The organism is Xanthomonas sp. D-99 (assembly GCF_017746145.1).
Classification (GTDB): domain Bacteria; phylum Pseudomonadota; class Gammaproteobacteria; order Xanthomonadales; family Xanthomonadaceae; genus Xanthomonas; species Xanthomonas cissicola.
Genome location: NZ_JAGHWU010000070.1, coordinates 94,120 through 117,812, shown reverse-complemented (window position 1 = coordinate 117,812; position 23,693 = coordinate 94,120). Strand labels below are relative to the sequence as shown.

General features: G+C 65.0%; 23 protein-coding genes. 7 read left to right on the top strand and 16 right to left on the bottom strand.

Features of this window, described 5'->3' with window-relative positions; genetic code table 11:
* Nucleotides 1-90: 90 nt before the first annotated feature.
* Entirely contained in the window at nt 91-1,125 is a 1,035-nt protein-coding gene (locus tag J7360_RS18885; RefSeq protein ID WP_005925689.1) for a LysR family transcriptional regulator, read from the top strand.
* A 685-nt stretch (nt 1,126-1,810) separates the two neighbouring features.
* On the opposite strand, the gene J7360_RS18880 is transcribed toward J7360_RS18885, so the two are convergent.
* The 10 genes from J7360_RS18880 to J7360_RS18835 all read right to left on the bottom strand — a co-directional run bounded on the left by J7360_RS18880 (nt 1,811) and on the right by J7360_RS18835 (nt 14,349).
* Nucleotides 1,811-2,536, bottom strand: a complete 726-nt coding sequence (locus J7360_RS18880) for an OmpA family protein (RefSeq protein ID WP_057661915.1) — start codon at nt 2,534-2,536, stop codon at nt 1,811-1,813.
* Between the two features lie 280 nt (nt 2,537-2,816).
* Nucleotides 2,817-4,235, bottom strand: coding sequence for a deoxyribodipyrimidine photo-lyase (locus J7360_RS18875; RefSeq protein WP_057661911.1), 1,419 nt, complete (start codon nt 4,233-4,235; stop codon nt 2,817-2,819).
* Nucleotides 4,236-4,340: 105 nt separating this feature from the next.
* Nucleotides 4,341-5,777: a replicative DNA helicase gene (locus tag J7360_RS18870; protein ID WP_022559679.1), complete on the bottom strand. Its 1,437-nt coding sequence runs from the start codon at nt 5,775-5,777 to the stop codon at nt 4,341-4,343.
* 220 nt (nt 5,778-5,997) lie between these two features.
* On the bottom strand, nt 5,998-6,552 hold the full coding sequence (locus J7360_RS18865) for an NADPH-dependent FMN reductase (RefSeq protein WP_099801512.1): 555 nt from the start codon (nt 6,550-6,552) through the stop codon (nt 5,998-6,000).
* 169 nt (nt 6,553-6,721) lie between these two features.
* Nucleotides 6,722-8,662: an asparagine synthase (glutamine-hydrolyzing) gene (gene asnB, locus J7360_RS18860; protein ID WP_209034471.1), complete on the bottom strand. Its 1,941-nt coding sequence runs from the start codon at nt 8,660-8,662 to the stop codon at nt 6,722-6,724.
* Between the two features lie 2 nt (nt 8,663-8,664).
* The gene (locus tag J7360_RS18855) at nt 8,665-8,856 is read right to left on the bottom strand and encodes a hypothetical protein (RefSeq protein ID WP_209034468.1); all 192 of its coding nucleotides are present in this window, start codon (nt 8,854-8,856) and stop codon (nt 8,665-8,667) included.
* Nucleotides 8,853-9,491, bottom strand: coding sequence for a glutathione S-transferase family protein (locus J7360_RS18850; RefSeq protein WP_099801510.1), 639 nt, complete (start codon nt 9,489-9,491; stop codon nt 8,853-8,855). Before J7360_RS18850 ends, J7360_RS18855 begins: the two co-directional genes overlap by 4 nt.
* A 125-nt stretch (nt 9,492-9,616) precedes the next feature.
* Entirely contained in the window at nt 9,617-12,175 is a 2,559-nt protein-coding gene (locus tag J7360_RS18845) for a DUF3857 domain-containing protein (protein ID WP_209034489.1), read from the bottom strand.
* Between the two features lie 62 nt (nt 12,176-12,237).
* Entirely contained in the window at nt 12,238-13,413 is a 1,176-nt protein-coding gene (locus tag J7360_RS18840; protein ID WP_057661898.1) for an acyl-CoA dehydrogenase family protein, read from the bottom strand.
* Between the two features lie 144 nt (nt 13,414-13,557).
* Complete coding sequence (locus J7360_RS18835; protein ID WP_209034466.1) at nt 13,558-14,349, bottom strand: glycine zipper 2TM domain-containing protein; 792 nt, start codon at nt 14,347-14,349, stop codon at nt 13,558-13,560.
* 145 nt (nt 14,350-14,494) lie between these two features.
* On the opposite strand from J7360_RS18835, the gene J7360_RS18830 reads away from it, so the two are divergent.
* Both J7360_RS18830 and J7360_RS18825 read left to right on the top strand, forming a co-directional pair.
* Nucleotides 14,495-14,710: a DUF6116 family protein gene (locus tag J7360_RS18830; RefSeq protein ID WP_057661893.1), complete on the top strand. Its 216-nt coding sequence runs from the start codon at nt 14,495-14,497 to the stop codon at nt 14,708-14,710.
* Nucleotides 14,710-15,477 carry a TatD family hydrolase gene (locus J7360_RS18825; protein WP_007966690.1) on the top strand — a complete coding sequence of 256 codons (768 nt, stop codon included), beginning with the start codon at nt 14,710-14,712 and terminating at the stop codon, nt 15,475-15,477. Before J7360_RS18830 ends, J7360_RS18825 begins: the two co-directional genes overlap by 1 nt.
* A 40-nt stretch (nt 15,478-15,517) precedes the next feature.
* On the opposite strand, the gene J7360_RS18820 is transcribed toward J7360_RS18825, so the two are convergent.
* Nucleotides 15,518-16,348: a tRNA threonylcarbamoyladenosine dehydratase gene (locus J7360_RS18820; protein WP_057661890.1), complete on the bottom strand. Its 831-nt coding sequence runs from the start codon at nt 16,346-16,348 to the stop codon at nt 15,518-15,520.
* 74 nt (nt 16,349-16,422) lie between these two features.
* Between J7360_RS18820 and J7360_RS18815 the strand changes: the two genes are divergently transcribed.
* Nucleotides 16,423-16,851, top strand: a complete 429-nt coding sequence (locus J7360_RS18815) for a hypothetical protein (protein WP_057661886.1) — start codon at nt 16,423-16,425, stop codon at nt 16,849-16,851.
* 132 nt (nt 16,852-16,983) lie between these two features.
* Nucleotides 16,984-17,463: a glycine zipper 2TM domain-containing protein gene (locus J7360_RS18810; RefSeq protein ID WP_007966687.1), complete on the top strand. Its 480-nt coding sequence runs from the start codon at nt 16,984-16,986 to the stop codon at nt 17,461-17,463.
* A 138-nt stretch (nt 17,464-17,601) separates the two neighbouring features.
* Here the strand turns inward: J7360_RS18810 and J7360_RS18805 are convergent, their stop codons facing one another.
* Nucleotides 17,602-17,817, bottom strand: a complete 216-nt coding sequence (locus J7360_RS18805; RefSeq protein WP_003483561.1) for a cold-shock protein — start codon at nt 17,815-17,817, stop codon at nt 17,602-17,604.
* A 227-nt stretch (nt 17,818-18,044) separates the two neighbouring features.
* Between J7360_RS18805 and J7360_RS18800 the strand changes: the two genes are divergently transcribed.
* Together J7360_RS18800 and J7360_RS18795 are read left to right on the top strand one after the other, a co-directional pair.
* Nucleotides 18,045-18,530 carry a DUF456 domain-containing protein gene (locus J7360_RS18800; protein WP_057661658.1) on the top strand — a complete coding sequence of 162 codons (486 nt, stop codon included), beginning with the start codon at nt 18,045-18,047 and terminating at the stop codon, nt 18,528-18,530.
* A 258-nt stretch (nt 18,531-18,788) separates the two neighbouring features.
* The gene (locus tag J7360_RS18795) at nt 18,789-19,922 is read left to right on the top strand and encodes a phospholipase A (protein ID WP_057661656.1); all 1,134 of its coding nucleotides are present in this window, start codon (nt 18,789-18,791) and stop codon (nt 19,920-19,922) included.
* Nucleotides 19,923-20,276: 354 nt separating this feature from the next.
* Here J7360_RS18795 and J7360_RS18790 read toward each other — a convergent pair whose 3' ends face one another.
* The 4 genes from J7360_RS18790 to J7360_RS18775 all read right to left on the bottom strand — a co-directional run bounded on the left by J7360_RS18790 (nt 20,277) and on the right by J7360_RS18775 (nt 23,498).
* Nucleotides 20,277-20,915, bottom strand: coding sequence for a carbonic anhydrase (locus J7360_RS18790; protein ID WP_017155731.1), 639 nt, complete (start codon nt 20,913-20,915; stop codon nt 20,277-20,279).
* 187 nt (nt 20,916-21,102) lie between these two features.
* Nucleotides 21,103-21,738, bottom strand: coding sequence for a glutathione S-transferase family protein (locus J7360_RS18785; protein ID WP_057661653.1), 636 nt, complete (start codon nt 21,736-21,738; stop codon nt 21,103-21,105).
* Between the two features lie 109 nt (nt 21,739-21,847).
* Nucleotides 21,848-21,943, bottom strand: coding sequence for a hypothetical protein (locus tag J7360_RS21695; RefSeq protein ID WP_017155729.1), 96 nt, complete (start codon nt 21,941-21,943; stop codon nt 21,848-21,850).
* Between the two features lie 37 nt (nt 21,944-21,980).
* On the bottom strand, nt 21,981-23,498 hold the full coding sequence (locus J7360_RS18775) for a fumarate hydratase (protein ID WP_057661651.1): 1,518 nt from the start codon (nt 23,496-23,498) through the stop codon (nt 21,981-21,983).
* Nucleotides 23,499-23,693 lie beyond the last annotated feature (195 nt).

Below are 23,693 nucleotides of genomic sequence, written 5' to 3'. Positions count from 1 at the left end.
GCTTCAAAGCAGCACTTGATTAGTCCGGATTTAGGGGAATAATCGTCCCGCAAGCGGTCTAATCCCTCCTGACCCCCCGGAAGGCATCCCATGACTCACGATCTCAACGACACCCTGATCTTCGTCAAGGTGGTCGAACAAGGCAGCTTCATTGCGGCCGCCAATGCGCTTGGCCTGCCCAAGACCACGGTCAGCCGCAAGGTGCAGGAATTGGAAACCCGGTTGGGTGCGCGCCTGTTGCATCGAACCACGCGCCGCATCGGCCTGACCGAAGCCGGCTCGGTGTACCACGAACATTGCCAGCGCATCGCGCGCGAATTGGAAGAAGCCGAAAGCGCGGTGGGGCAACTGCAATCGGGCCCGCGTGGGTGGTTGCGTTTTACCGTGCCGTATTCGCTGGGCATTACCTGGATCGCGCCGTTGCTGGGCGAATTCCATGCACAATATCCGGAAATACAGTTGGACATGCATCTGGGCAACGAGAAGCTGGACCTGATCGGTGGCGAAGCGGATCTGGCGTTGCGCGTCGGCGCGCTGCCCGATTCCAATCTGGTGGCGCGCAAGCTCGGCAGCTTGCGTACCCAGGTGTTCGCCAGCCCGTCCTACATCGAACGCTATGGCGAGCCGCTGCATCCGGACGAGCTGCAGTTCCATCGCACGCTCGCCTTGCGCAAGAACCGCAACGTGCACAACAACCGTTTTTTCTGGTCGCTCAGCGACGGCAGCGATGTACGCGATTTCCCGGTCAATCCGCTGATGGTGGCCAACGATCCGGCTGCGCTCAACGGTGCGGTGTTGTGCGGCGAAGGCCTGTTGCTCACCGGCGATGTGATGGCCAAGCCGTTCGTGCAATCGGGTCTGGTGCGTCGCGTGCTGGCCGGGTGGACGGGGCCTGAGGTGGACTTCAATGCCGTGTTTGCCGGCGGTCGATTGGTGTCGCCGAAAGTGCGTGCGTTCGTGGACTTTTTGGTGACGCGCATGAACTTCGATGCGGATTACATGATGGCGCAGTGCCCTGCCCGTCTGGCCGCGCAAAAGGCCGACAACGATGCGAAAGTCGAAGTGGGCGCCGACGCGGAATTGCGTGCCGAAGGCAAGCGCATTCTGGAAAACGTCACGGCGTAAGACCGCTTCAAGCAGTCGCCCAATGGGGTAATCCTTCTTTCCTCGGGAGAAGGTGCCCAATGGGCGGATGAGGGTACGTCTGCGAGCGCTTAGTTAGTCGAGTGCGCGGTTCCCTCACCGCGCGCGGGACACGCCGTTAACCCGTCCATGGGGGCTCGATGGCGGCATCCATGCCGCCATCGGTCCCGCCATCGGCGAGGACACTGCACCAGAACGTTAGTCGGCGCTTCGAGAAAGGCGCTGTTACACAGAAGAGGCGCGGCTTCCTGCTTATGCACTGCTCGCTGGCCGCGCCTATTACATCGCAGCGAACGTTGCCCTCGCCTGCACCCACATACCGACCAACTCGACTGGTCCTTGCCTGCTCACCGTCGCGGGACCCTTGGCGGCATGGATGCCGCCACGGAGCTTACATGGACGTACTTGCAGCGTGTCCCGCGATGATGGGCGGGCAAGGCCCCTGCAGCCGAGTCGCAGATCCGCCGCTTTGTGATGCACGGACGATGAGTAGGAAAGATCGAGAATTCAAGTCGTGCAGACCAGTTGGTCTAAACCGAAAACATATGGTTAGCCGGCTTTGATCAAAAAAGCATGCAGCGCCACAAAAAACAGGCCGCTCTCGCGGCCTGGTTTTTCGATACATCGCGGGCGACTCAATCGTCCCACCACGATTCAACGCATCACATCAACGCATGCCGGTATTGCTGGCAGCGCCTTCGGCACGCAACGGAATCAGGCGGATTTCAACGCGACGGTTCTTGGCGCGGCCAGCATCGGTGGTGTTGTCGGCAATCGGATAACGCTTGCCCGCACCCATGGTTTCCATGCGTTCGCGCTGCACACCTTGCGCGGTCAGGTACTGCGCAACTGCGCTGGCGCGCTCTTCGGACAGGCGCTGATTGACTGCATCGCTACCGACGCTATCGGTATGCCCGACCACTTCCACCATGGTCTGGTTGTACTCGCGCAGTGTGGAGGCCACGCCGTTGAGCGCGGTGTAGAACTGCGGCTTCAATGCCGACTTGCCGAAGTCGAAGGTGATGCCGTCGGGCAGGTTCAGGCTGATGTTGTCGCCCTGACGCTGTACCTCGATCCCGGTGTTGGCGGTGCGCTCGCGCAGCGCGCGCTCCTGGCGATCCTGGTACTGGCCGATTGCCGCGCCACTCAGTGCACCAATGCCGGCGCCGACCATTGCGTGCTGACGACGCTCGGTGGCGCTGTCGCCGGTAAGCAGGCCTGCAGCCACACCAATGGCGGTGCCGATCAGCGCATTGCGGCCGGTCCGATTCTGCTGTTGCGTCTGCTCGCCGTATTGGTCGCGCTGCACATACGAGCCGCCGGTGGCGCAAGCGGACAGCGCGATGGCGCTGGCCAGTGAGACGGCAAGACTCTTGGTGGCTGCTGGGGACATGGTGTTCTCCTATGGCCGGACCATCCGGCGCTCGATCGTGTGCGCGAGGATAAACAGGCCCACGCGACTGGCGCATGATGAAAACTGCCGCAATCCGTGTGAAGCGGGTATGCCATTCAGGAAAACGTTTTCGGTGATGACACGCACGCGTGCGCCGCCACAGTGGCCAGCGCATGCCGGTGAACAGCGCACGTTCCATGCCCTGTCTGCCTCATCAACCAGCGTGGCGTTTACCGGAGGAACACGCACCGCATACGCGCATCGGATCGGTCGGCAGCGACTAGGCGCGCGATTTTGCGTAGGCTGCCAGTGCCGCATCGCGCCCTTCGGCCAAGCCGATGATCGGTGCGCGCGGGTACTGCGGTGCAACGCGTGCGAGCGACAATGGATGCAACCACGGCGCGAAGCGTTCCTTCACCGCAAGCTTGCCCAGCTCGGGCACCCAGCGCGTGATGTAGGCCGCCTGCGGATCGAATTTTTCTGCCTGCGTCACCGGATTGAACACGCGGAAATAGGGCGCGGCATCGGCGCTGGTGCCGGCCACCCACTGCCAGCCCAGTGTGTTGTTGGCTAGGTCCGCATCGACCAGCGTGTCCCAGAACCAGCGCGCGCCTTCGATCCAGTGGATGCGCAGATGCTTGCATAAAAAACTGGCGACGATCATGCGCACGCGATTGTGCATCCAGCCGGTATGCCAGAGCTGGCGCATGCCGGCATCGACGATCGGAATGCCGGTGCGTCCACGTTGCCAGGCCTGCAATGCAACCGGATCGACCGTTGCCCAATCGAATCCTGCAAAGCGTGGATTGAGATTCTGGTTGGTGGTGTCCGGGAAGTGATGCAGCAAGTGATAGGCAAAGTCGCGCCACCCCAGCTGCCGGATATAGCCATCGATTTCCGCGCCATTGCGCGCAGTGCGATGCGTCTCCAGGGTGCTGGCGATCCGCCACGGAGCAATTTCGCCGAAGTGCAGATGCGGCGATAGTTGCGAGGTCCCGACGCGATCGGGGCGATCGCGGTTTTCGCGATATCCAGACAACGCGCCGTCGATAAAGATCTCCAGCATTTCGTGCGCGCCGGCTTCGCCGGGCTGCCAGTGCTCCCAGAAGCCTTGGTCCCACTGCACGCCCGGCACCAACTGCAGCGTGTCGAGCGCATCGGTCTTCAAGCTTGCAGGCAGCGGCGGCAGGCTGCGCGGCGCACCCATCGCGGCAGGCAATTGCAGCTGTGTCAGCGCATTGCGCCAGAACGGGGTAAACACCTTGTATGGGCCGCCCTGCTGCGTGGACAACTGCCACGGTTCGAACAGCAATGTGCAATTGCAGCTCTGCACCTCGATGCCGCGATCGCGCAGATCGCGCTTGATCTGCGCATCGCGCGGCTGCGTAGCAGGCTCGTATTTGCGGTTCCAGTACACCGCCACCGCACCGGTCTGCGCGATCACCTCATCCAGCACCTGCGCGCTGTTGCCGACGCGAATGACCAGCCCGCTTCCGAGCACGCGCAAGGCGCCGTCCAGCGCTGCAAGCGAGCGATGCCGCCAGGTGCGCGATGCGGCGCCTGGCGTCCATTCGCCCTCTTCGTGCGGTGCGTCGATGTACAAGGGAATCGGGTGATGCCCCGCATCGAGTGCGGCGCGCAAGGCCGGGTTGTCTTCCAGACGCAGATCGCGACGGAACCAGACGATGGCGTATGACATACGAACTCGGCAGCAAACAATGAGGCTGCGCAGCATAAGCCAGCTGGCGCCACGATGGCGCGATGCCGGGCGGCGGATGACCGCCCGGCCGTTCCACGACAGCGCTTACTCGAAACTGCCCACCGAGTCGTGCGCCAGGTTGTCGAAGCGGGTGTATTCGCCGAAGAATTTAAGCTTGCACGAGCCGGTCGGTCCGCCGCGGTGCTTGCCGATGATGATTTCGGCCAGGCCCTTGTCCGGCGAATTTTCCTTGTTGTAGTAGTCGTCGCGGTAGATGAAGACGATCATGTCCGCGTCCTGCTCGATCGCGCCCGACTCGCGCAAGTCCGCCATCACCGGGCGCTTGTCGGTGCGGGTTTCCAACGAGCGGTTGAGCTGGGACAACGCAATCACCGGCACGTTGAGCTCCTTGGCTAAGCCCTTCAGCGAGCGCGAGATCTCCGAAATTTCGGTCGCGCGGTTTTCGCTGTTGCCCGGGACCGACATCAGCTGCAGGTAGTCGATGACGATCAGGCCCAGATCGTGCTCGCGCTTGAGCCGGCGGCACTTGGAACGCAGCACTTCCGGCGACACGCCCGGGGTGTCGTCGATGAAGATCTTGGTTTCCTTGAGCATCTTGATCGCGCCGGTCACGCGCGCCCAATCCTCGTCTTCCAGCGCACCGGTACGCAGGCGCTGCGCATTGATGCGGCCATTGGAGGAGATCAGGCGCATGGCCAACTGCGAGGCCGACATTTCCATCGAAAACACCGCCACGCCCTTCTTGGACTTGATCGCCGCATATTCGGCGATGTTCAGCGCAAAGGTGGTCTTGCCCATCGCCGGACGCGCCGCCAGGATGATCAGGTCGGTCGGCTGCAGGCCGGCGGTCATCGCATCGAAATCGGTGTAGCCGGTCGGCAGACCCGTGATGTTGCCGCCGTTTTCGAAGCGGTTGCGCAGCTCTTCGAAGGCATCCTTCAATGCCCCGGGCATGGCCACGAAATCGGTGCGCCCACGCGCGCCGGCTTCGGCGATCTTGAACACGGCTTTTTCGGCCGAGGACAACAACTCGACGCTGTCGCGCCCTTCCGGCTGAAAGCCGTCGTTGACGATGGTGGTGCCCACTTCGATCAACTGCCGCAGCACCGCCTTGTCACGCACGATTTCCGCATACGCGGCGATGTTGGCCGCCGACGGTGTGGTGCTGGCCAGCTCGATCAGGTATGCGCCATCGCCCACCTGCTCCAGCTTGCCCTGCGACTCGAACCATTCGCCCAGGGTCACTGCATCGAATGGGCGGTCTTTCTCGTTGAGTTCGCGAATCGCGCGGTAGATCAGCCGATGGTCGCGCCGGTAAAAGTCGTTTTCGGTGAGCTGGTCGTTGACCCGGTCGAACGCGTCCGGCGCCAGCATCAAGCCACCCAGCACCGCCTGCTCGGCCTCGACCGAATGCGGTGGCACCCGCAGCTGGTCCAGACGCGGCTCGGGACGATCGTAATCGTAATCGTCGTCGTCGCGATCGCGACTGCGCTTGGAACGGAAACCAGGACGAGCGGACATGGACAAACAAACCTGACGCGGGGAGACGAGGGCAGGAAGCATAGTCATCGGCGCGGCCGGCGACCATGCACAACTCTGTGGATAACTGGTGTATAGCCAGTGCAGCAGCGTTCTACGCGCCGGCTGTCGCAGATATCAAGACCTTGCGTCGCTTGGGTTTCCGCCTTGATCCAAGATCCAGCGGGGCGCCGCACTTGCGCGCGACGCCGCTGTGGTCAACTCAGCGCTTGAGGTGCCCGATCAGGCCCAGGAACTGGTCGATGAAGCCCTGCAGGAACTTGCGACTGTCGGCATTGGCGATCTGGTCGTCGGGTCCGAACAGGTCGTCCTTGTATTGCAGGAACACTTCCGGCTGGCCGAGCACATGCATATTCAGATACGCCAACACGTTACGCAGGTGCTGCTGCGCGGTGGCGGTGCCGATCGCGCCGACCGAGATGCCCACCACCGCCGCCGGCTTGCCGGCAAACGCGCTATCGCCGTAGGGGCGCGAGCCGGTGTCGATGGCGTTCTTGAGCACGCCGGGAATGGAGCGGTTGTATTCGGGAGTGACGAACAGCACCGCATCGGCAGCGCGGATCTGCTGCTTCAGGCGCGTGCCCTCGGCGGGATAATCGCCATCGCGGTCCTGGTTGTACAAGGGGATATCGCCGATCTCCAGATACTCGAACACGGCCTTGTCGCCGGCCAGATGCTCCAGCGCGCGCGCCAGCTGGCGGTTATACGACTCGGCGCGCAGGCTGCCGACCAGTACGGCAATGGTGAGCTTGCTCATGGGAATCTCCGTGGAAACAGGCCCCCACCCTACTCAGCTCAATGCTCAGAGCTGGTGAAACGTCGCCGGTATCTGTGGCTCAAACAGCAGTGCGTGCGCCCGGTGGCGTCTGCGTTCACAGACGGCGTGAGCAAACTGCCAACCAATGTCCACACCGCAGCGCCAGGCGTCAGCGCACCACGGCCGCCCGCTGCTGCCGCCAGTGTGCCTGCCAGGCCTGGAACATCAGCACCGTCCACAGGTGCGTATGCCATTTGCGCTCGCCACCGTTGAAGTCGCGCCACAAGCCAGCCACGGTATCGGCGGCGAACACGCCCTCGCGCTGCAGGGCGCCGTGGGCGAGCAGATCGTCTGCCCAGCCGTGCAGATCGCCGCGCAGCCATGCGCTGACCGGAGCGCCGAAGCCGCGCTTGCCGCGGTAGACCATCGCGTCCGGAAGGTAGCGGCACAGCACGCGCTTGAGCAGATACTTGCTCACTCCATCGCGGTATTTCAGCGACAGCGGCAGCGACCAGGCGAATTCGGCCACGCGCCAATCCAGCAGGGGCGCACGCGCTTCCAGTCCCACCGCCATGGTGGTGCGGTCCACCTTGCACAGCAGATCGTCCGGCAAGTAGGCGGCAAAATCGGCCAGCATCATCGCGTCGGCCGGCGTACCGGATCCGTGCAGCGGGTCAGCCAGGCTGTAGAAACTGTCGGGTTCGGTAGCGCCCAGCACCACCGCGGCCGGATCGCGCCAGCGCGAAATGCGGTTGCGGTAGATGTCGCCGATACCGCGTGCGCCGGCCTCGGCCACCAACGCGGCGAGCCCGCCGGTGCGCGAGGATTCGCCATTGCGACGCGCCGCCACCGCCATCAGGCGACGCAGCGGGCCTGGCACCAGGCCGTGCATGCGCCAATTGCGCAGTGCGCGCTGATACCGGCCATAGCCGAAGAACAATTCGTCGCCACCATCGCCAGACAGCGCCACCGTGACTCCGCCGCGCGCCAGCCGTGCGACCAACGCCGTCGGCACTTGCGACGCATCGGCGAAGGGTTCGTCGAACATGCTCGGCAGGCCCGGCACCACCGCCAGCGCATCGGCGCCGCTGACATAGAGTTCGGTGTGGTCGGTGCGCAGATGCGTGGCCACTTCGCGCGCCAGCGGCGCTTCGTCGTGATGCGAGCCTTCGAAGCCGATGCTGAAGGTGTGCACCGGCTGCGCGCTCTGCGCATGCATCATCGCAGTGACGATGGACGAGTCGGTGCCGCCGGAGAGGAACACACCCACCGGCACATCGGCCACCATGCGCAAGGCCACTGCATCGCGCAGCACGCTATCCAATTGCTCTTCGGCCTGCGCGTCGGTACCGGTGAACGGCGTCGCCAGCGCGCGTTGCATCGCCTCGCGCGCGTTCCAGAACGGTTGCTGCGCCTGATCGGGACGATGCGCGGCCGCGCCGGCTGCGACGGCTTGCGCATCGATGCGCAGCACGCGGCCGGGCATCAGCTTGAAGGTGTGCTCGTGGATACAGGCCGGCGCCGGGATATAGCCCAGCCCCAGCAGCAGGGTGAGCGCATCGCGATCCACGCCGTTGTCGAAGTCCGGATGCTGCCACAAGGCCTTGAGTTCGGAACCGAACACCAAGGTGTCGCCGGCCCACCCGTAGTACAGCGGCTTCTTGCCGACGCGGTCGCGGGCCAGGAACAGGCAGTTGTCGCGCTCGTCCCACAACGCAATGGCGAACATGCCGTTGCAACGGGTCAACGTCTCGTCCAGCCCCCACTCCACCACGGCCGCCAGCAGCACTTCCGTATCGGAGTGGCCGCGGAAGCGATGCCCAAGCGCGGAAAGCGCTGCGCGCAATTGCGCGAAGTTATAGACCTCGCCGTTATAGGCCAGCACGTAGCGGCCATCGGCCGAGCGCATCGGCTGATGGCCGAGCGGCGACAGATCCAGAATGCTCAAGCGCTGATGCGCCAGCGCTACGCCGGCCTGCGCATCGCACCAGGTGCCGGCATCGTCGGGGCCGCGGTGGCGCAAGGCGGCTCCCATCGGCCGCACCAGCGCATCGAGCTGTTCGCCATGCAGGCGCGGCGAGGCCAGCAACATTCCTGCCAATCCGCACATCGTCAGCGCTCCTGCCGGCCGGCCGCGGGCAACCGGGCGGCGCCGGCGCGCACGACGCGTTGTACGCGCCCGAACAGGCGCACGGCGAATGCCGATGCCGATGCCGATGCCGATGCCGGAGAGTAAAGACAGCCGTCCGCCGAGCACGCAGCGCTGACGCAGCGAGCCTCGTGCAGATCGCGCAGACGGCTCATGCCGCCACCGATGCAGCTGCCGGCATCGGCACATAACGCGGCAGCGCCTGCACGCGTTGTAACCAGCCGGTGATCGCCGGCCAGCGCTCCAGATCGAAACCGCCGTCTTCGGCGCAATGGGTGTAAGCGAACAGTGCGATATCGGCGATGCCGTAGTCGCTGCCGGTGAACCAGGTGTGCTGCTGCAGGTGCTGCTCCATCACCGCCAGTGCCTGCTCGCCGCGTGCGCGCAGCTGCGGCAACTCGGCGCGGCGTGCGGCATCGCGCGGCGTCCATAGGCTGATGAACCGTGCCACTGCCACATAGGGTTCATGGCTGTATTGCTCGAAGAACATCCAGCTCAATGCCTGCGCACGCTGCCACGCATCGGTGGGCAGATACGGCGTGCCTTCGGCCAGCCAGAACAGGATCGCGTTGGATTCGGTCAACACGCGGCCATCGTCGCGCTCGACCATCGGCACCTTGCCGTTGGGGTTCTTGGCCAGATACTCGGGCGTGCGGGTCTGCCCGGCCACGCTGTCAACCTCGACCCAGTGATAGCGGCTGCCCAGTTGTTCCAGCAGCAGGCGCACCTTGTAGCAATTGCCGGAACCGGACATGCCATGGACGGTCAACGGGGGACGCACGCTCGACATCTGGCTGGCTCCGCGACAGCAACGAGGGGCTGGCAGTGTCACAGCCCCGCGTGCCTTTGCAAAGCCCTGCACGCAGCAACGGCGCACCGATGCCGGCTTTACGTGCACTGCCGCGCCGACCTGCGTCAGGCCAGGGCCACCACCGCCACCGGCACACTCAATACCGCGATCAGGATGCCCAGTGCCGCCACCGTCAGCGCCCAGGCGCCGAACGCACGCGTGCGCGCACAGCCGGCAGCGGCGGCCGCCTGCACCGAACAGACCGACCACCACAGCGCCCCCAGCATCAGCAGCAGGATGCATGTCGCCAGTTGCGCCATGCCGGCCGGATCGGTCGCGCCGGTGCGCAGCAATGCAACCTGGCCCTTGAGCGCGACCACAGCCGCCAGCAGGCACACCAGCCACGGCAATGCACAGCCGGCCATCGCCGGCAACACCGTCCCAAGCCGGGCGCCGCTGCCCATCCAATGCAGGATCTGCTTCAGCAGCACGCATCCCAGCAAGGCGATTGCAACCACAACACTGACCCCACCGGCCTTGGCCCAGAGCGGCAGCGCATGCAGCCACACCCACGTCGACAGCAGTGTGGTGGCCGCAAACACAACCCAGGCGCTCCAGCGCATCCAAGCATGCTGCGGCATCCGCGTCACCGTGGCATATGGATCGAACACGATTCCGCCCAGGCCACCGCCGCGCCACCAGAAAAAGCACGCCACCAGCAACAACACCAAGGCCACCAAGCCGGCCACCGGGTAGCTGAGTGCACGCCAGTCGGGCGGCTGGGTGCGCCGTTGCGGCGTGAGATCGTGATTGAAGTACAGCAGGTCGCGCGCGCGTTCCATGTCAGCGGCCGCGCGCGCCACGCCGCTGGCCGGAATACGGTCGGTGAAGCGCTGCCACTCGCCCACGATGACCAGCTTGCCGTCGCGCATCGCGATGCTGCGCGAGAAGCGGAACCACGGGTTGGCGATCACTTGCGTCTCCGCCTTCACCTGGGTCGCCGGGTCGCTATGCACGCGCACGGTCTGCCGCGCCAGCCGCGGACCACCTAGCGCCAGCGGGCTCTTGCGGGCCTCTTTCGGTAACGCATCCATCCACTCGCCAAGCTGGAACAACGGGAAACCCAGCTCATCGCCCTCCTCGGCTGGCCACTCCAGCCGGTAGGCCTCGTGCGTGCGTACATTCAGCGGGTCGGCAGCGTCGATGCTCGGCACGCTCACCTGGGTCAGTGCGGTGTAGTACTGCTGCATGAATTCCAGATAGTGCTCGCCCACCGTCTGCGCACCATCGTCATCGAAGCTGCTGGTGACACGCTCGCCGCGGCCCTGGCGATAAATGGTGTCCACCGTGAAGTTTGCCCAGCGCTGCGGCTTGCGCAGCGAAATGGAGATTTCTTCGTTCACTTCGATCTGCGGCAATGCAGGCATCGGCGCAGGCACTTCAACCAACGTGTCCTGCCCTGCAATCACGGGCAATCCGCGCACGAACGGCAGTGGCCGTCGCTGTGCCACCGGGCCCTCCTCGCGATCGCGCGTGGCATCCACCCACACCTCGCCCTGCGGCAGATGCGCACGCACCACCACATGATCGAAGGCGTACGGACTGGGCAGCCGCGCTTCCAGCCCATGCCCCTTGTCGCTGTTGACCAGCACCGGCTCGGCGCGGATGCCGGCCAGTTGCAGCAGTGCGATCAGCAGCGTCGCCTTGTCCTTGCAGTCGCCATAGCGGTTGCGCAGCGTCACTTCGGGCGCGTGCGGGGCGTGCGAGTTTTCGCCCATGTCCAGGCCGACGTAACGGATTTCGCCCTGCACGAACGCCACGGCACGCAGCAACGCACCTTGCGGGTCGTCGCTGCGCAACGCCAGGCTCTGCGCCATCCTGGCGGCCACCTGCGCCTGGGTGAATGCACGCGGATACAGCTGCGCCGCCCAGGCTGCCACCGCGCCCCAACTGCCGGCGGTGGACACTTCGATCGCGCCATACGGGTCCACGTCGTCCGGCGCGTCTTTTTCTTCCTGCACCGCCGCGATGTTGCGGGCGCCGATGTCCAACTGCGTCACCCCATCGAGCGTGCGCACGTTCCGGCCGAACCCCGGCGCGCTGATGCGCCACTGCAGCGGCATGTCGGCCCGATAGCGCACACGTACCCGGCGCTCGCCCAGCGGCACGCCGTAGCGCGCTTCGAACACGTCGTAATAGCCTTTGCCGAACACCGGGTTGCTGCCGCTGATGGTCACGCCATAGTCGACGCGATCGCCCACGCGCAGGTCCGGCAAGGTGATCGACAGCGTCAGCGCGCCATCGATCAGCCCGTTCTCCAGCCCGCTCTCGCGCCGCAATCTGGCGTAATGCGCCTGCGTGCGCATATCGATGCGCTTGCCGGCGCGCCAGACATCCAGGCTGTTGAGCTCCAGCTGCTGGTACTGCGGCTGGTAGTCGATGGAAATCTGCCCGGCTTCCTCCAGGCTTTTGGCGCGCTGCACGGTGTAGCTGAGCCGGCGGTAGGCCTGCGGCACGCGGCCGGTCAGATCGACCTGGTCTGACACCAGCTCGTAGCGCAGCCCGGCAGCGCCGGGCACGTTCTCGGGAACGGCATCTGCCACTACCCAGCCCGGCGTCGCTGCCATGCGTGGCGCCTCGTTGGCCTGTGCTGGCACGATGCTCGCGCCGACCAGCAGACACATGGTCCAGAAGACGCCGCACAGGCGTCGCATCACATCCTTGCTGATCAAACCCCCACTCCTCGTCAAAACGCATTGAGTCCTGTCAGCGCACGGCCCACCACCAGCTGATGCACGGTTTCGGTGCCTTCGTAGGTGATCACCGATTCCAGGTTCAGCGCATGCCGGATCGCCACATACTCTGTGGTGATGCCGGCCGCGCCCAGCAGGTCGCGGCATTCGCGCGCCACATCCAGCGCCATGCGGCAATTATTCCATTTTGCCAGCGAGACCTGCTCCGGCTGCAGCGTCCCGGCTTCCTTCAAGCGCCCAAGCTGCAACGCGAGCAGCTGGGCGGTGGAAATCCGCCGCGCCATGTCGGCCAGTTTGATCTGCGCGCTTTGCGTGGCCGCCAACGGGCGGCCGAACAGGATGCGCTCGCCGGCATAGGCCAGCGCCTCGCGCAGGCAGGCCACTGCCGCGCCGATGGCGCCCCAGGCAATGCCGTAGCGTGCCTGGTTGAGGCAACTCAGCGGCGCCTTCAAACCGGCCGCCTGCGGCAACCGCATCTGCTCGGGCACGAATACGTTGTCCAGGAACAGGCCCGAGGTGACCGACGCACGCAGGCTCATCTTGTGGCTGATGTCGTGCGCGCTGAAACCGGCGCTGTCGGTCTCGACCAGAAAGCCGCGCACGCCATCGTCGGTCTGCGCCCAGATGATCGCCAGGCCGGCGATGCTGCCGTTGGTGATCCACATCTTGGCGCCGTTCAAACGCCAGCCCTCGCCCTCGCGCACCGCGCGGGTGGTCATCGCGGCCGGGTCCGATCCGCCCTGCGCCTCGCTCAGACCGAAACAGCCGATGACCCGGCCGGCCGCCATCTCCGGCAGCCAGCGCTGCCGCTGTTCGTCGCTGCCGTAGGCGCGGATGGGATACATGCACAACGACGATTGCACGCTGACGAAGCTGCGCAGGCCGCTGTCGCCGCGCTCCAGTTCCTGGCAGATCAATCCGTAGGACACCGCGCCAAGGCCCGCACCGCCGTCGCGCACCGGCAGGCTGGCACCCAGCAGCCCCAGTTCCGCCAGCTCCGGAATCCACTCGCGCGGAAAGCGCCCGGCATCGAAGGCATCGCCGATGGCCGGTACAACCCGCGTATCGGTAAAGCGCGCGACCGCGTCCTGCACCGCCCGCTCTTCGTCGATGAGCAGCGCACGTACGTCGAACAGGTCATCGGGGCGCACCGGCATGTTGGCTTCCATCGCAAGCGGAAAGCGCGATTATCTGCCAGTTGCCGGCCCAACATTGCAGTGCATCAGTCCCGGGGATGGCGCAGACGAAAAGAGCCGGCAATGCCGGCTCTTTTCTCACCACTGCGCTGACTGCGCGTCGTCTCGGCCTACCCGTTACTGCCGGGTGCTCAAACCGTCCTGGCGCGCGTTGGAATCGCCCGCGGTCGATGCCATCTGGGTCACCAGCTGGCCATCGACCACCGGCAGCCGGTCGCTGGCAGGCTTGTCGTTCATACGCACGGTCTTTTCGAAGCCGTCGTAGCGGTAGGTGACGTCATAGGCCACCACATTGTCGGCGTCGCCCAGCGAGATACGTTCGCCCGGCTTGCTGTCCATCCGCATCGTGCCGGTAGTGCCATCGGCATTGCGATAGGTCACGTCGTAGCCCACCAAGCGCGAGGACTGCGAGTTGGCATTTTCGGTATGGCATTGGCGCTCTGTGCGATCGACCACCCGGCCACCAACGTGGTTGCGGTCGATACGGTTACCGACAAAGCCGCCACCCACTGCGCCTGCGGCGGTCGCCAGCTTGCGACCGTTGCCGCCGCCCACCTGGTTGCCGATCAGGCCGCCGATGACCGCACCGGCCACCGTGCCGCCGACGTTACCGTCGCGCTCGGGCAGACGCTCCTGCACCACGACATCGCGGCACACTTCACGCGGCGAGGTACTGGTGGTGGTCTCGCGGACGGCGCTGCTGTTGATCACCTGCGCGTACTGCGGCTCACGCTGGGTGATGGGGGCAACCTTGACCACATCGGCATATTCCAGGCCGCGCGGCGCTGGCTGGCCGTTGGCGACAAAATCGCCGGACGATGGGCGGTTGTTCATGAAAGCGGCAGTGGCAACGCCTCCGACCAGCAAGGCACCAGCAGCGACCAGTATAGTTGTCGTATTGCTCTTCATCACCAGCTCCCTGCGGACGCACCGCGTTGTTGACGGCCGTGATTCCAGCATGGGAACCCTGAACAAAAAGGCGCTCGCTCATGAACACGACGGTTAAGTTCAGCTAGCGGTTACTTCATGGATCTCTAACAGCCGGAGCATTCGCATGCGAAATCCCTTGACTGCACGCGCGCTGGATTGGGCCAGCACGCTGCGATATCCCACCTTGTTCAAGCTGGGCGCCGCGCTGTTTCTGATCGACATGGTGATGCCGGATCCGATCCCGTTCCTGGACGAATTGCTGTTCGGCCTGACCACGCTGCTGCTGGCCAACTGGAAAACCCGCAAGGCGCCGGTGCCGGCACCGGTGCGCCGCGACTGATGCGGTTGATCGACAGCCACTGCCATCTGGATGCAGGCGAGTTCGACCACGACCGCGCGGCGGTGATCGCGCGCGCACAGGCCGCGGGCGTCGTACAGCAAGTGGTGCCGGCAATCACCGCTGCCAGTTGGCCGGGCCTGCGTGCGGTCTGCGATCAGGCGCCTGGCCTCCACCCCGCTTACGGCCTGCATCCGCTGTTTCTGGAGCAGCACCGCCCTGCGCACCTGCAGGAGCTTGCCGAGTGGATCGAACGCGAGCGGCCCTGCGCGATCGGCGAATGCGGCCTGGACTTTTTCGTCGACGGACTGGATGCACAGGCGCAGCGCGACTATTTCGATGCTCAGCTGCAGCTGGCCAAGCGCTTCGACCTGCCGCTGATCGTGCATGCGCGCCGCGCCACCGAGGAGGTCATCGCGCGCATCAAGGCGGTGGGTGGCCTGCGCGGCGTGGTGCACAGCTTTGCCGGCAGCCCCGAGCAGGCGCAGCAGTTGTGGAAACTGGATTTCATGATCGGCCTCGGCGGCCCGGTGACCTACCCGCGCGCCAATCGCTTGCGCGGGCTGGTGGCCAGCATGCCGCTGCAGCACCTGTTGCTGGAAACCGACGCGCCGGATCAGCCCGACGCCGGCATCCGCGGCCAACGCAACGAGCCGGCGTATCTGCGCACGGTATTGGACTGCATCGCCCAGCTGCGCGGGCAAGACCCTGCGCACATTGCTGCGCAGACGTCGGCCAACGCCCGCAACCTGTTCGGCCTACCGCACTGAGCGCAGCGCGCGCGGTCAGCACGACGGCGCGCAGGCCGCATCACGACGCCGCAACCGCCTCGGCTGCCGGCATCGCCACCGCAGCCTTGGGCTTGAGCAACATGTCCAGCGCCTTGCCCACCGCCACGAATGCAAAGGTGCCGGTGATATGCGTGGCCGCACCGAGCCCTGCCCCGCAATCAAGCTTGAGCGTGGCATCGGCATCGAGCTGTGGGCGGATGCCGCAGACGCTGCCATCGGCCTGCGGGTATTTGACGTTTTCCAGCGAATACACCGCCGGCACGCCGAAGTAGCGCTGCGGGTTCTTGGGAAAATTGAATTCGCTGCGCAGCTTCTTGCGGATCAGCGCCAGCATCGCATCGTGCTCGGTGCGCGAGACATCGCGCACGCGCACCAGCGTGGGGTCGGTGCGCCCGCCGGCCGCACCCACGGTCAGCAGCGGCAATTTGCGCCGACGGCACCAGGCAATGGTTTCCACCTTGACCCGAAAGCTGTCGCAGGCATCGATCACCAGATCCAAGCCTTGACCCAGCAAGGTGTCGATATTGCCCGAGGTCAGAAAAGCCTCGACCGCATCGGCTTCGATGTCAGGGTTGATCGCCACGCAGCGCTCGGCCATCGCCCGCGCCTTGTTGCGCCCGTACTGCCCGGCCAGCGCCGGCAACTGCCGGTTGGTGTTGGACACGCATACGTCATCGGCATCGATCAGGCGGATGTGCCCCACCCCGGTGCGTGCCAGCGCCTCGACCACCCACGAGCCCACGCCGCCCATGCCGACCACCGCCACGCGGCACGCCGACAAGCGCTCGACCGTGCCGACCCCATATAGCCGGTCGATACCGGCAAAGCGTTCACGCCATTGTGCTTTCATCGGCCTATTTTACGCGCCCCGCTCAGGGCGCGCCCACGCTGCCGCAACGAACGTTGCGTCCCAGGAGCCACCTCATGCACGCCCCGCCTCCCACCCAGTCCCGCGCGGCCCGCTACGCCTTCATGCTGGTGCTGGGCCTGCTGATCGGCCTGGTCGCCACGGTCATGGTGGCCAACGCACTACGAGCGCGGCGCGACCCGGTGCCCGACAGCCTGATGCAGATCATGGCCTACCAGTTACGCACGCTGCGACCGGACGCAGGCGCCGCCTGCATGCCGGCGCAGCAACAGCGGCGACTGCAATCGCTGCGCCTGCTGGCCGACGAAGTCGAGCCGGCCGTCCCCGCGATTGGCGAGGACCGCCGCTTCGGCGAGCACGCCCAGGCATTGCGTGCCGTGCTGGATCGGGCCCAGGGCGTGACGCTGACCGATTGCAGGCAGCTGGGCCAACTCCACAGCCGCATCTCCGATGCCTGCGAGGCTTGCCACCGCGACTTTCGCTGAAGGTTGATGAATACGACGCTCGGGTTTCGTTAAGCCTGCAGTGCCGTAGTTGGCGGGCCGTTCACCTGGACCGTCACAGGATGACGTCGCCGCGGCCCCGGCCGCCTTTTCGAACCACCCCGGAGAGATTTCATGAAGACCCGACTGCTCGTCATTGGCCTGGCTGCAACCGCGACCCTGGTTGGCTGCGCCACCTCCCAACCCCAATACGGCAGCTATCGCGGCGACCGCGGGTATGACCAGGGCTACTCGCAGACGCAGCGTTGCGTCGATTGCGGCATCGTGACCCGGATCGACGAAGTCGGCCCGACCCGCACCGCGCCGACCGGCACCGGCGCCGTGCTTGGCGGCATCGTGGGCGCGGTGGCCGGCCGCCAGATTTCCAAGGAAACCGGCGGCAGTACGGGCAACAAGAACGTTTCGGCCGTGGCCGGTGCCGCTGCCGGCGCGCTGGCAGGTAACGCCATCCAGAACAACGTCACCAGCTCCAGCTTCGACGTGCAGGTGCGCATGGACGACGGCCGCGTGATCGTGGTCAACCAGCGCGACTTGGCGGGTGTGCGCGAGAACGCCTATGTGCGCGTGGTCAACGGCAAGGTCGTGTTGCGCTGATCCATCGGCCTGGTGGCGTAGACGCACCGCCGCTGCAGCGCCCGTCGGCAACGGCCGCGACAACACAGTAGCCACGCAACAAAAAGGCCCGGCGACGGGCCTTTTTGTTGCGTGGCTACTGCGCTCCGCGCAGCCGGCTCAGACCACCTGCACTGCATCGGCCTGCAGGCCCTTCTGGCCTTGTACGACCGTGAAGCTGACCTTCTGACCTTCCTTGAGACTCTTGAAGCCCTGGATCTGGATCGCGCGGAAATGCACGAAGACGTCTTCGCCATTTTCGCGGCTGATGAATCCAAAGCCTTTGGCATCGTTGAACCACTTCACGACACCATTTTCGCGTTCGATATTGGACATCTCGACTGACTCCCTACGACACTGTGATGGACGAGCGGTGGTGGCTGTGATTGCAAGGAGGAAGCGAGGTACAAGGATGTAGCGGATCAGACGATCTACCGCATCAGGCCACGATTCACGGTGACCTTTGCAAACAGCAGCGGCTGCAACTTAACCTGCGCAAAATGAATTTTCAAGCACCCCTTGCGCCTTTTTGTCAAGCCTGAATCAGGACCTGTGTAACCATCATGGACACCGCCGTCGTTTACTACGTCTTGGCCACCGCGCTGGTGCTGATCGGCCTGGCTGGCGTCATCCTGCCGGCCCTGCCGGGCCTGCCGCTGGTGTTCGCCGGCCTGCTGGTTGCCGCCTGGGCTGACAATTTCAGCCACATCGGTTGGGTGACGCTGGTCGTGCTGGGGTTGATCACTGCGCTGTCGTACCTGGTCGACTTCCTGGCCACGCTGTACGGAGCGCAGCGGGTAGGTGCCAGCAAGATGGCGTTGTGGGGTTCGGTCATCGGGGGCATCGCGGGCATTTTCTTCATGCCAATCGGGTTGTTCATCGGCCCGTTCGCTGGCGCCTGGCTCGGCGAGTACTACCAGACACGCAAGTCCGGCCAGGCCACCAAGGTCGGGATCGGCACCTGGGTGGGCATCATGCTCGGCACCGCCACCAAGCTGGCGCTCGGCCTGTGCATGCTGGGCGTGTTCGCCATCGGCTGGTTTTTCTAAAGCTTTGGAAAAACTTGAGGTCGGTGCATGCGTGCTTTGTCCCCGAACGCGTGACGGTCCCATGCACTCATTGGGCCGACGCGTGGCGGGGCAAACCATACACTTGCCCGACTTAGGACGGCACGTTGCAAGCAGACGCTGAGCTGAGGTGACTCGGTCGAATGTTATGCCCTCGTGTACACACTGCGTATGCAGACGCGACCGTTAAGCTGCGCATCTCTGCGCCTGCCTGGCGCATTCATTTCGGCCAGACTGCCCATGTCCAAGCACCCCACCCGCCCCCTGATGCTGATCGCACTGGCCGCCGCGCCGTTGGCACATGCGCAGGAAATCGCACCGCAGCCGGCCTCGCCGCAAGCCTGCACCTCGGTGACTTCCGATGCCGCTCGTCTGGCCTGTTACGACAAGGCGCTGGGCTACACGCCGCAGCAAACCGCAGAGGCCGATGCCGCAGCGCAATTGGCCAAGCAGAGGGAGGCCAAGCCCGACGATACGCGCACGATCAGCCGGGTCGGCGATTTCTTCCGCGCCGACGGCCAGGACCAACCGAAAGAAGAAGCCGTGGCCAATGCCGGCCGCGGCTCGTTGCTGGACCGACGCTGGGAACTGGCCAAGGACTCCAAGCTGGGCACTTTCCAGCTGCGCGGTTACAAGCCGGTGTACCTGTTGCCGGCATTCTGGACCAGCGACACCAACCGCACCCCGCAGTCGCCGAATCCGGCCAACTCGGTCAATACGCCGCAGCAGCTGGACAGCACCGAGCTCAAGTTCCAGCTCAGCTTCAAGACCAAGGTGGTGGAAGACCTGTTCGGCGACAACGGCGATATCTGGATGGGCTACACCCAGAGCTCGCGCTGGCAGGCCTACAACACCGATGCGTCGCGCCCGTTCCGCGAGACCAATTACGAGCCCGAAGCGATGCTGGTCTTTCGCAACAACTACAGCATCTTCGGCTGGAAGGGCCGCATGAGCGGCATCAGCCTCAATCACATGTCCAACGGGCGCGCCGACCCGCTGTCGCGCTCTTGGAATCGGGTGATCCTGAACTTCGGGCTGGATCGGGAGAACTGGGCGCTGACACTGCGCCCGTGGTTCCGCATCAAGGAAGACCGCGCCGACGACAACAATCCCGATATCGAGGATTACATGGGCCGCGGCGATGCAACGCTGGTCTACAACAAGGATGGCCACGAATTCGCGCTGATCGCACGCCATTCGCTGCGTGGCGGCGACCGCTCGCACGGTTCGGTGCAGGTGGATTACGGCTTCCCGATCACCAACCTGCTGCGCGGCCATGTGCAGGTGTTCGATGGCTACGGCGAAAGCATGATCGACTACAACCACAAGGCAACCTACATCGGTGTGGGCGTGTCGTTGCTGGAGTGGTTCTAGGCACTCCCAGCACCGGCTGCGCTCACTGCCACGTGGGCGCAGTCGGTGTTCGGTATGTACTACTTCAACTTTGCGAGCCCGATGCGCCGTGCGCACTGCCGGCCACTTTTCTTGATCGCTCTGGCAGCGGTCAATGGTGTTGCAGGTGCTCACGACAAGCGCTGCTGCCGATGATCGCCGGCACCACGGGCGGCGCATCGTGCGACGGAGTTGATCGGCAAACTGTACCAAGTCGATCAAATAGAAGGCCGGCATGTGCGCATGTCGGCCTTTCGTCTTACGCAACCATGCTGCAGGACACGTTACCGGCGGACCAAGGCATATTGCTATGGCCGAGGCCTGCCTGCGCCCGACTCAAACGTCGAAAAAGTCCACCTTGCCGTCCTGCAAGGTGTAGTACGCACCGACCACGCGCACATTGCCGGCGCGCAATGGTTCGAGTAACGCAGGTTCGGACGCCGCGCGCAAGCGGTCGACGGTACGCTTGACGTTGGCCTTGACCGAGTCGGCCAGCAGGTTGGTACCGCCCTTGGCCTTGGCGGTCAGCACCGCCGGAACGATCGGCTCGATCATCGCGCCGATTGCGCCCGGAAAGAACGTGTTGTTCTCCACGACCGACACTGCCGCGGCCACCGCACCGCAGCTTTCGTGGCCCATCACCACCACCAGCGGCACGCCGAGCTGGCTGACTGCATATTCGATCGAACCGAGCGCGGTGGTGTCGACGGTATTGCCGGCGTTGCGGACGATGAACATTTCGCCCAGGCCGCGGCCGAACAGCAGTTCTGGCGGCACGCGCGAATCCGAGCACGACACCAGGATGACGAACGGGGTCTGGCCCAGCGCAAGCTCCAGGCGGCGCTTGCTGTCGGAGATCACTTTCTTGGGGCGGTTTTCGACGAATGCGTTGTTGCCGTCACGCAGGATCTGCAGCGCCTGCTCGGCATTCAAATCGGTTTTCTTGGACGGCGCCGCGCGCAAGGCGAACGGCAGGGACGCGGCAGCGGCCGCGATCGGCGCGCAACAGGCGCACTGAAGCAATTTTCGACGCGATGCGGAATGCGACATGGACGAGCCCCCTGCACTATGGTTGGTGGCACGATCGTACTATGTGGCGGACGCGACCAAACGGGCCGGATGGAGAGTCTGCGATCAACAGACGCAGTCCGCGGGCGCAGGTTCAGGTCCAGTCCGTCAGGAACTCCCGGCGACAGGTTTCCTGGAATGCTGGGCGGGCCTTCATCCGCACTGCATGCGCCTGGAGTGCAGGCCAGGTATCGGTCGGCCGCGGCATGTTGCGCGACCAGCGCATCAGCATGGTCAACATGAAGTCGGCCGCCGACACGGTTTCCCCGAGCAGATATGGGCCGTGGGCCTGCAGATGCGCATCGACCTGGGTCCAGGCCGCTTCGAGCTTGCGGCGGGCGTGCATCTGCGCCGCCTCGGCCTGCCCAGCCCCGGCCGGCTCGCTCGGGTAGAACCAGGCGCGGTACGCCGGCTGCAGGGTGTTGGCGCAGAAGAACATCCACTTGTAGTACGCCGCACGCTCGGGCGTGCCGACTGCCGGGGCCAGCCCGGCCTGCGGATGCAGGTCGGCCAGGTGCAGCACGATGGCTGCAGCTTCCGTGAGCACTTGGCCATCGAGCACCAGCGTGGGCACCACGCCGGCGGGGTTGAGCGCCAGGTACTGCGGCGATTTGTGCTCGCCGCCTTCGAAATCCAATGGGTGCAGTGCGTGCGGAATATCCAGTTCGATCAGCAGCCAATGCACCACCAACGCTGCGGTACTGGGGGAGTGGTACAGCGTGGCGACCATGCGGGGCTCCGGGATCGGTAGGGACAGGCGCGCAAGGCGGGCGACGTCTGCGCGGCGCACGGCGATTGTCGTTGTTTTTACCGCGCTGTCGAAGACCTGTGCCGTGCAATCACTGCTGCACCGACGCGCGCACCGGCACCACGACGCACTCGACACGATGCGGCATGCGCGCATCGTGCCTGCAGCTCACCGGCACCGGCCACACCCGCGCAACGGCAGTGAGGCCGGCTCGATCGCCGCCGTTACTCCACCACCACCGGAATCTTGCCGATCCGCGACTGCCATTGGCGCGGGCCGGTCTTGTGCACCGATTCGCCGCTGGAATCCACCGCGACCGTCACCGGCATGTCCTTGACCTCGAATTCGTAGATCGCCTCCATGCCGAGATCCTCGAACGCCAGCACGCGCGCGGCCTTGATCGCCTTGGACACCAGATACGCCGAGCCGCCGACCGCCATCAGGTAGACGGCCTTGTTGTCGCGGATCGCGGCGATCGCCGCATCGCCGCGCTCGGACTTGCCGACCATGCCGAGCAGGCCGGTCTGTTCCAGCATCTGCCGGGTGAACTTGTCCATGCGCGTGGCGGTGGTGGGGCCAGCCGGGCCCACCACTTCGTCGCGCACCGGATCGACCGGGCCGACGTAGTAGATGAAGCGATTGGTGAAGTCCACCGGCAGGGTTTCGCCGCGGTTGAGCATGTCGATCATGCGCTTGTGCGCAGCGTCGCGGCCGGTCAGCAGCTTGCCGTTGAGCAGGATCACCTCGCCCGGCTTGAAGCTGGCCACTTCTTCCTTGCTGATGGTGTCCAGGTTGACCCGGCGCGCATTGGTCGGGTTGTAGGTGAGCTTGGGCCAGTCTTCCAGCGACGGCGGATCCAGCATCACCGGGCCGCTGCCGTCCAGGGTGAAATGCGCATGGCGGGTGGCGGCGCAGTTGGGGATCAACGCCACCGGCAGGTTGGCCGCATGGGTCGGGTAATCCTTGACCTTGATATCCAGCACGGTGGTCAGGCCACCCAGGCCCTGCGCGCCGATGCCCAGCGCATTGACCTTTTCATACAGCTCAAGCCGCAGTTCTTCGGCACGGTTGGCCGCGCCGCGCGCCTGCAGGTCGACGATGTCGATCGGCTCCATCAAGGCTTCCTTGGCCAGCAGCATGGCCTTCTCGGCGGTGCCGCCGATGCCGATGCCCAGCATGCCCGGCGGACACCAGCCGGCGCCCATGGTCGGCACGGTCTTGAGCACCCAATCGACGATGGAATCGGAGGGATTGAGCATGGCGAACTTGCTCTTGGCCTCCGAACCGCCGCCCTTGGCCGCGACGATCACCTCGACATGGTCGCCGGGCACGATCTTGGTGTTGACCACTGCCGGCGTGTTGTCGCGGGTATTGGCGCGCTTGCCGGCCGGGTCGGCCAGCACGCTGGCGCGCAGCTTGTTGTCGGGGTGGTTGTAGGCGCGACGCACGCCCTCGTTGACCATGTCTTCCACGCCCATGGTGGCGTCGTCCCAGCGCACGTTCATGCCGATTTCCAGGAACACGGTGACGATGCCGGTGTCCTGGCAGATCGGGCGGTGGCCTTCGGCGCACATGCGCGAGTTAATCAGGATCTGCGCAATGGCGTCCTTGGCAGCCGGCGATTCTTCGCGCTCGTAGGCGGCGGACAGGTTCTTGATGTAGTCGACCGGGTGGTAGTAGCTGATGTACTGCAACGCATCGGCGACGGACTGGATGAGGTCTTCCTGCTTGATCGAGGTCACGGCTGGCTCTACGGCTGGCGGGGGTGCAATCCGGGCATTTTAGAGCAAACCGCAGGCGCGTCCGGGTGCGGCGTCTATCGCTGCGATTGACCGATGCGGCCTTTCGCCGGTGGTCGCCGCAGTGCTGCGGTGATGGCAAGCCACCAATCCACCGACCGTTGCCGGCGCGGCGGCTGACGGTGAGCCCTGGGCGCC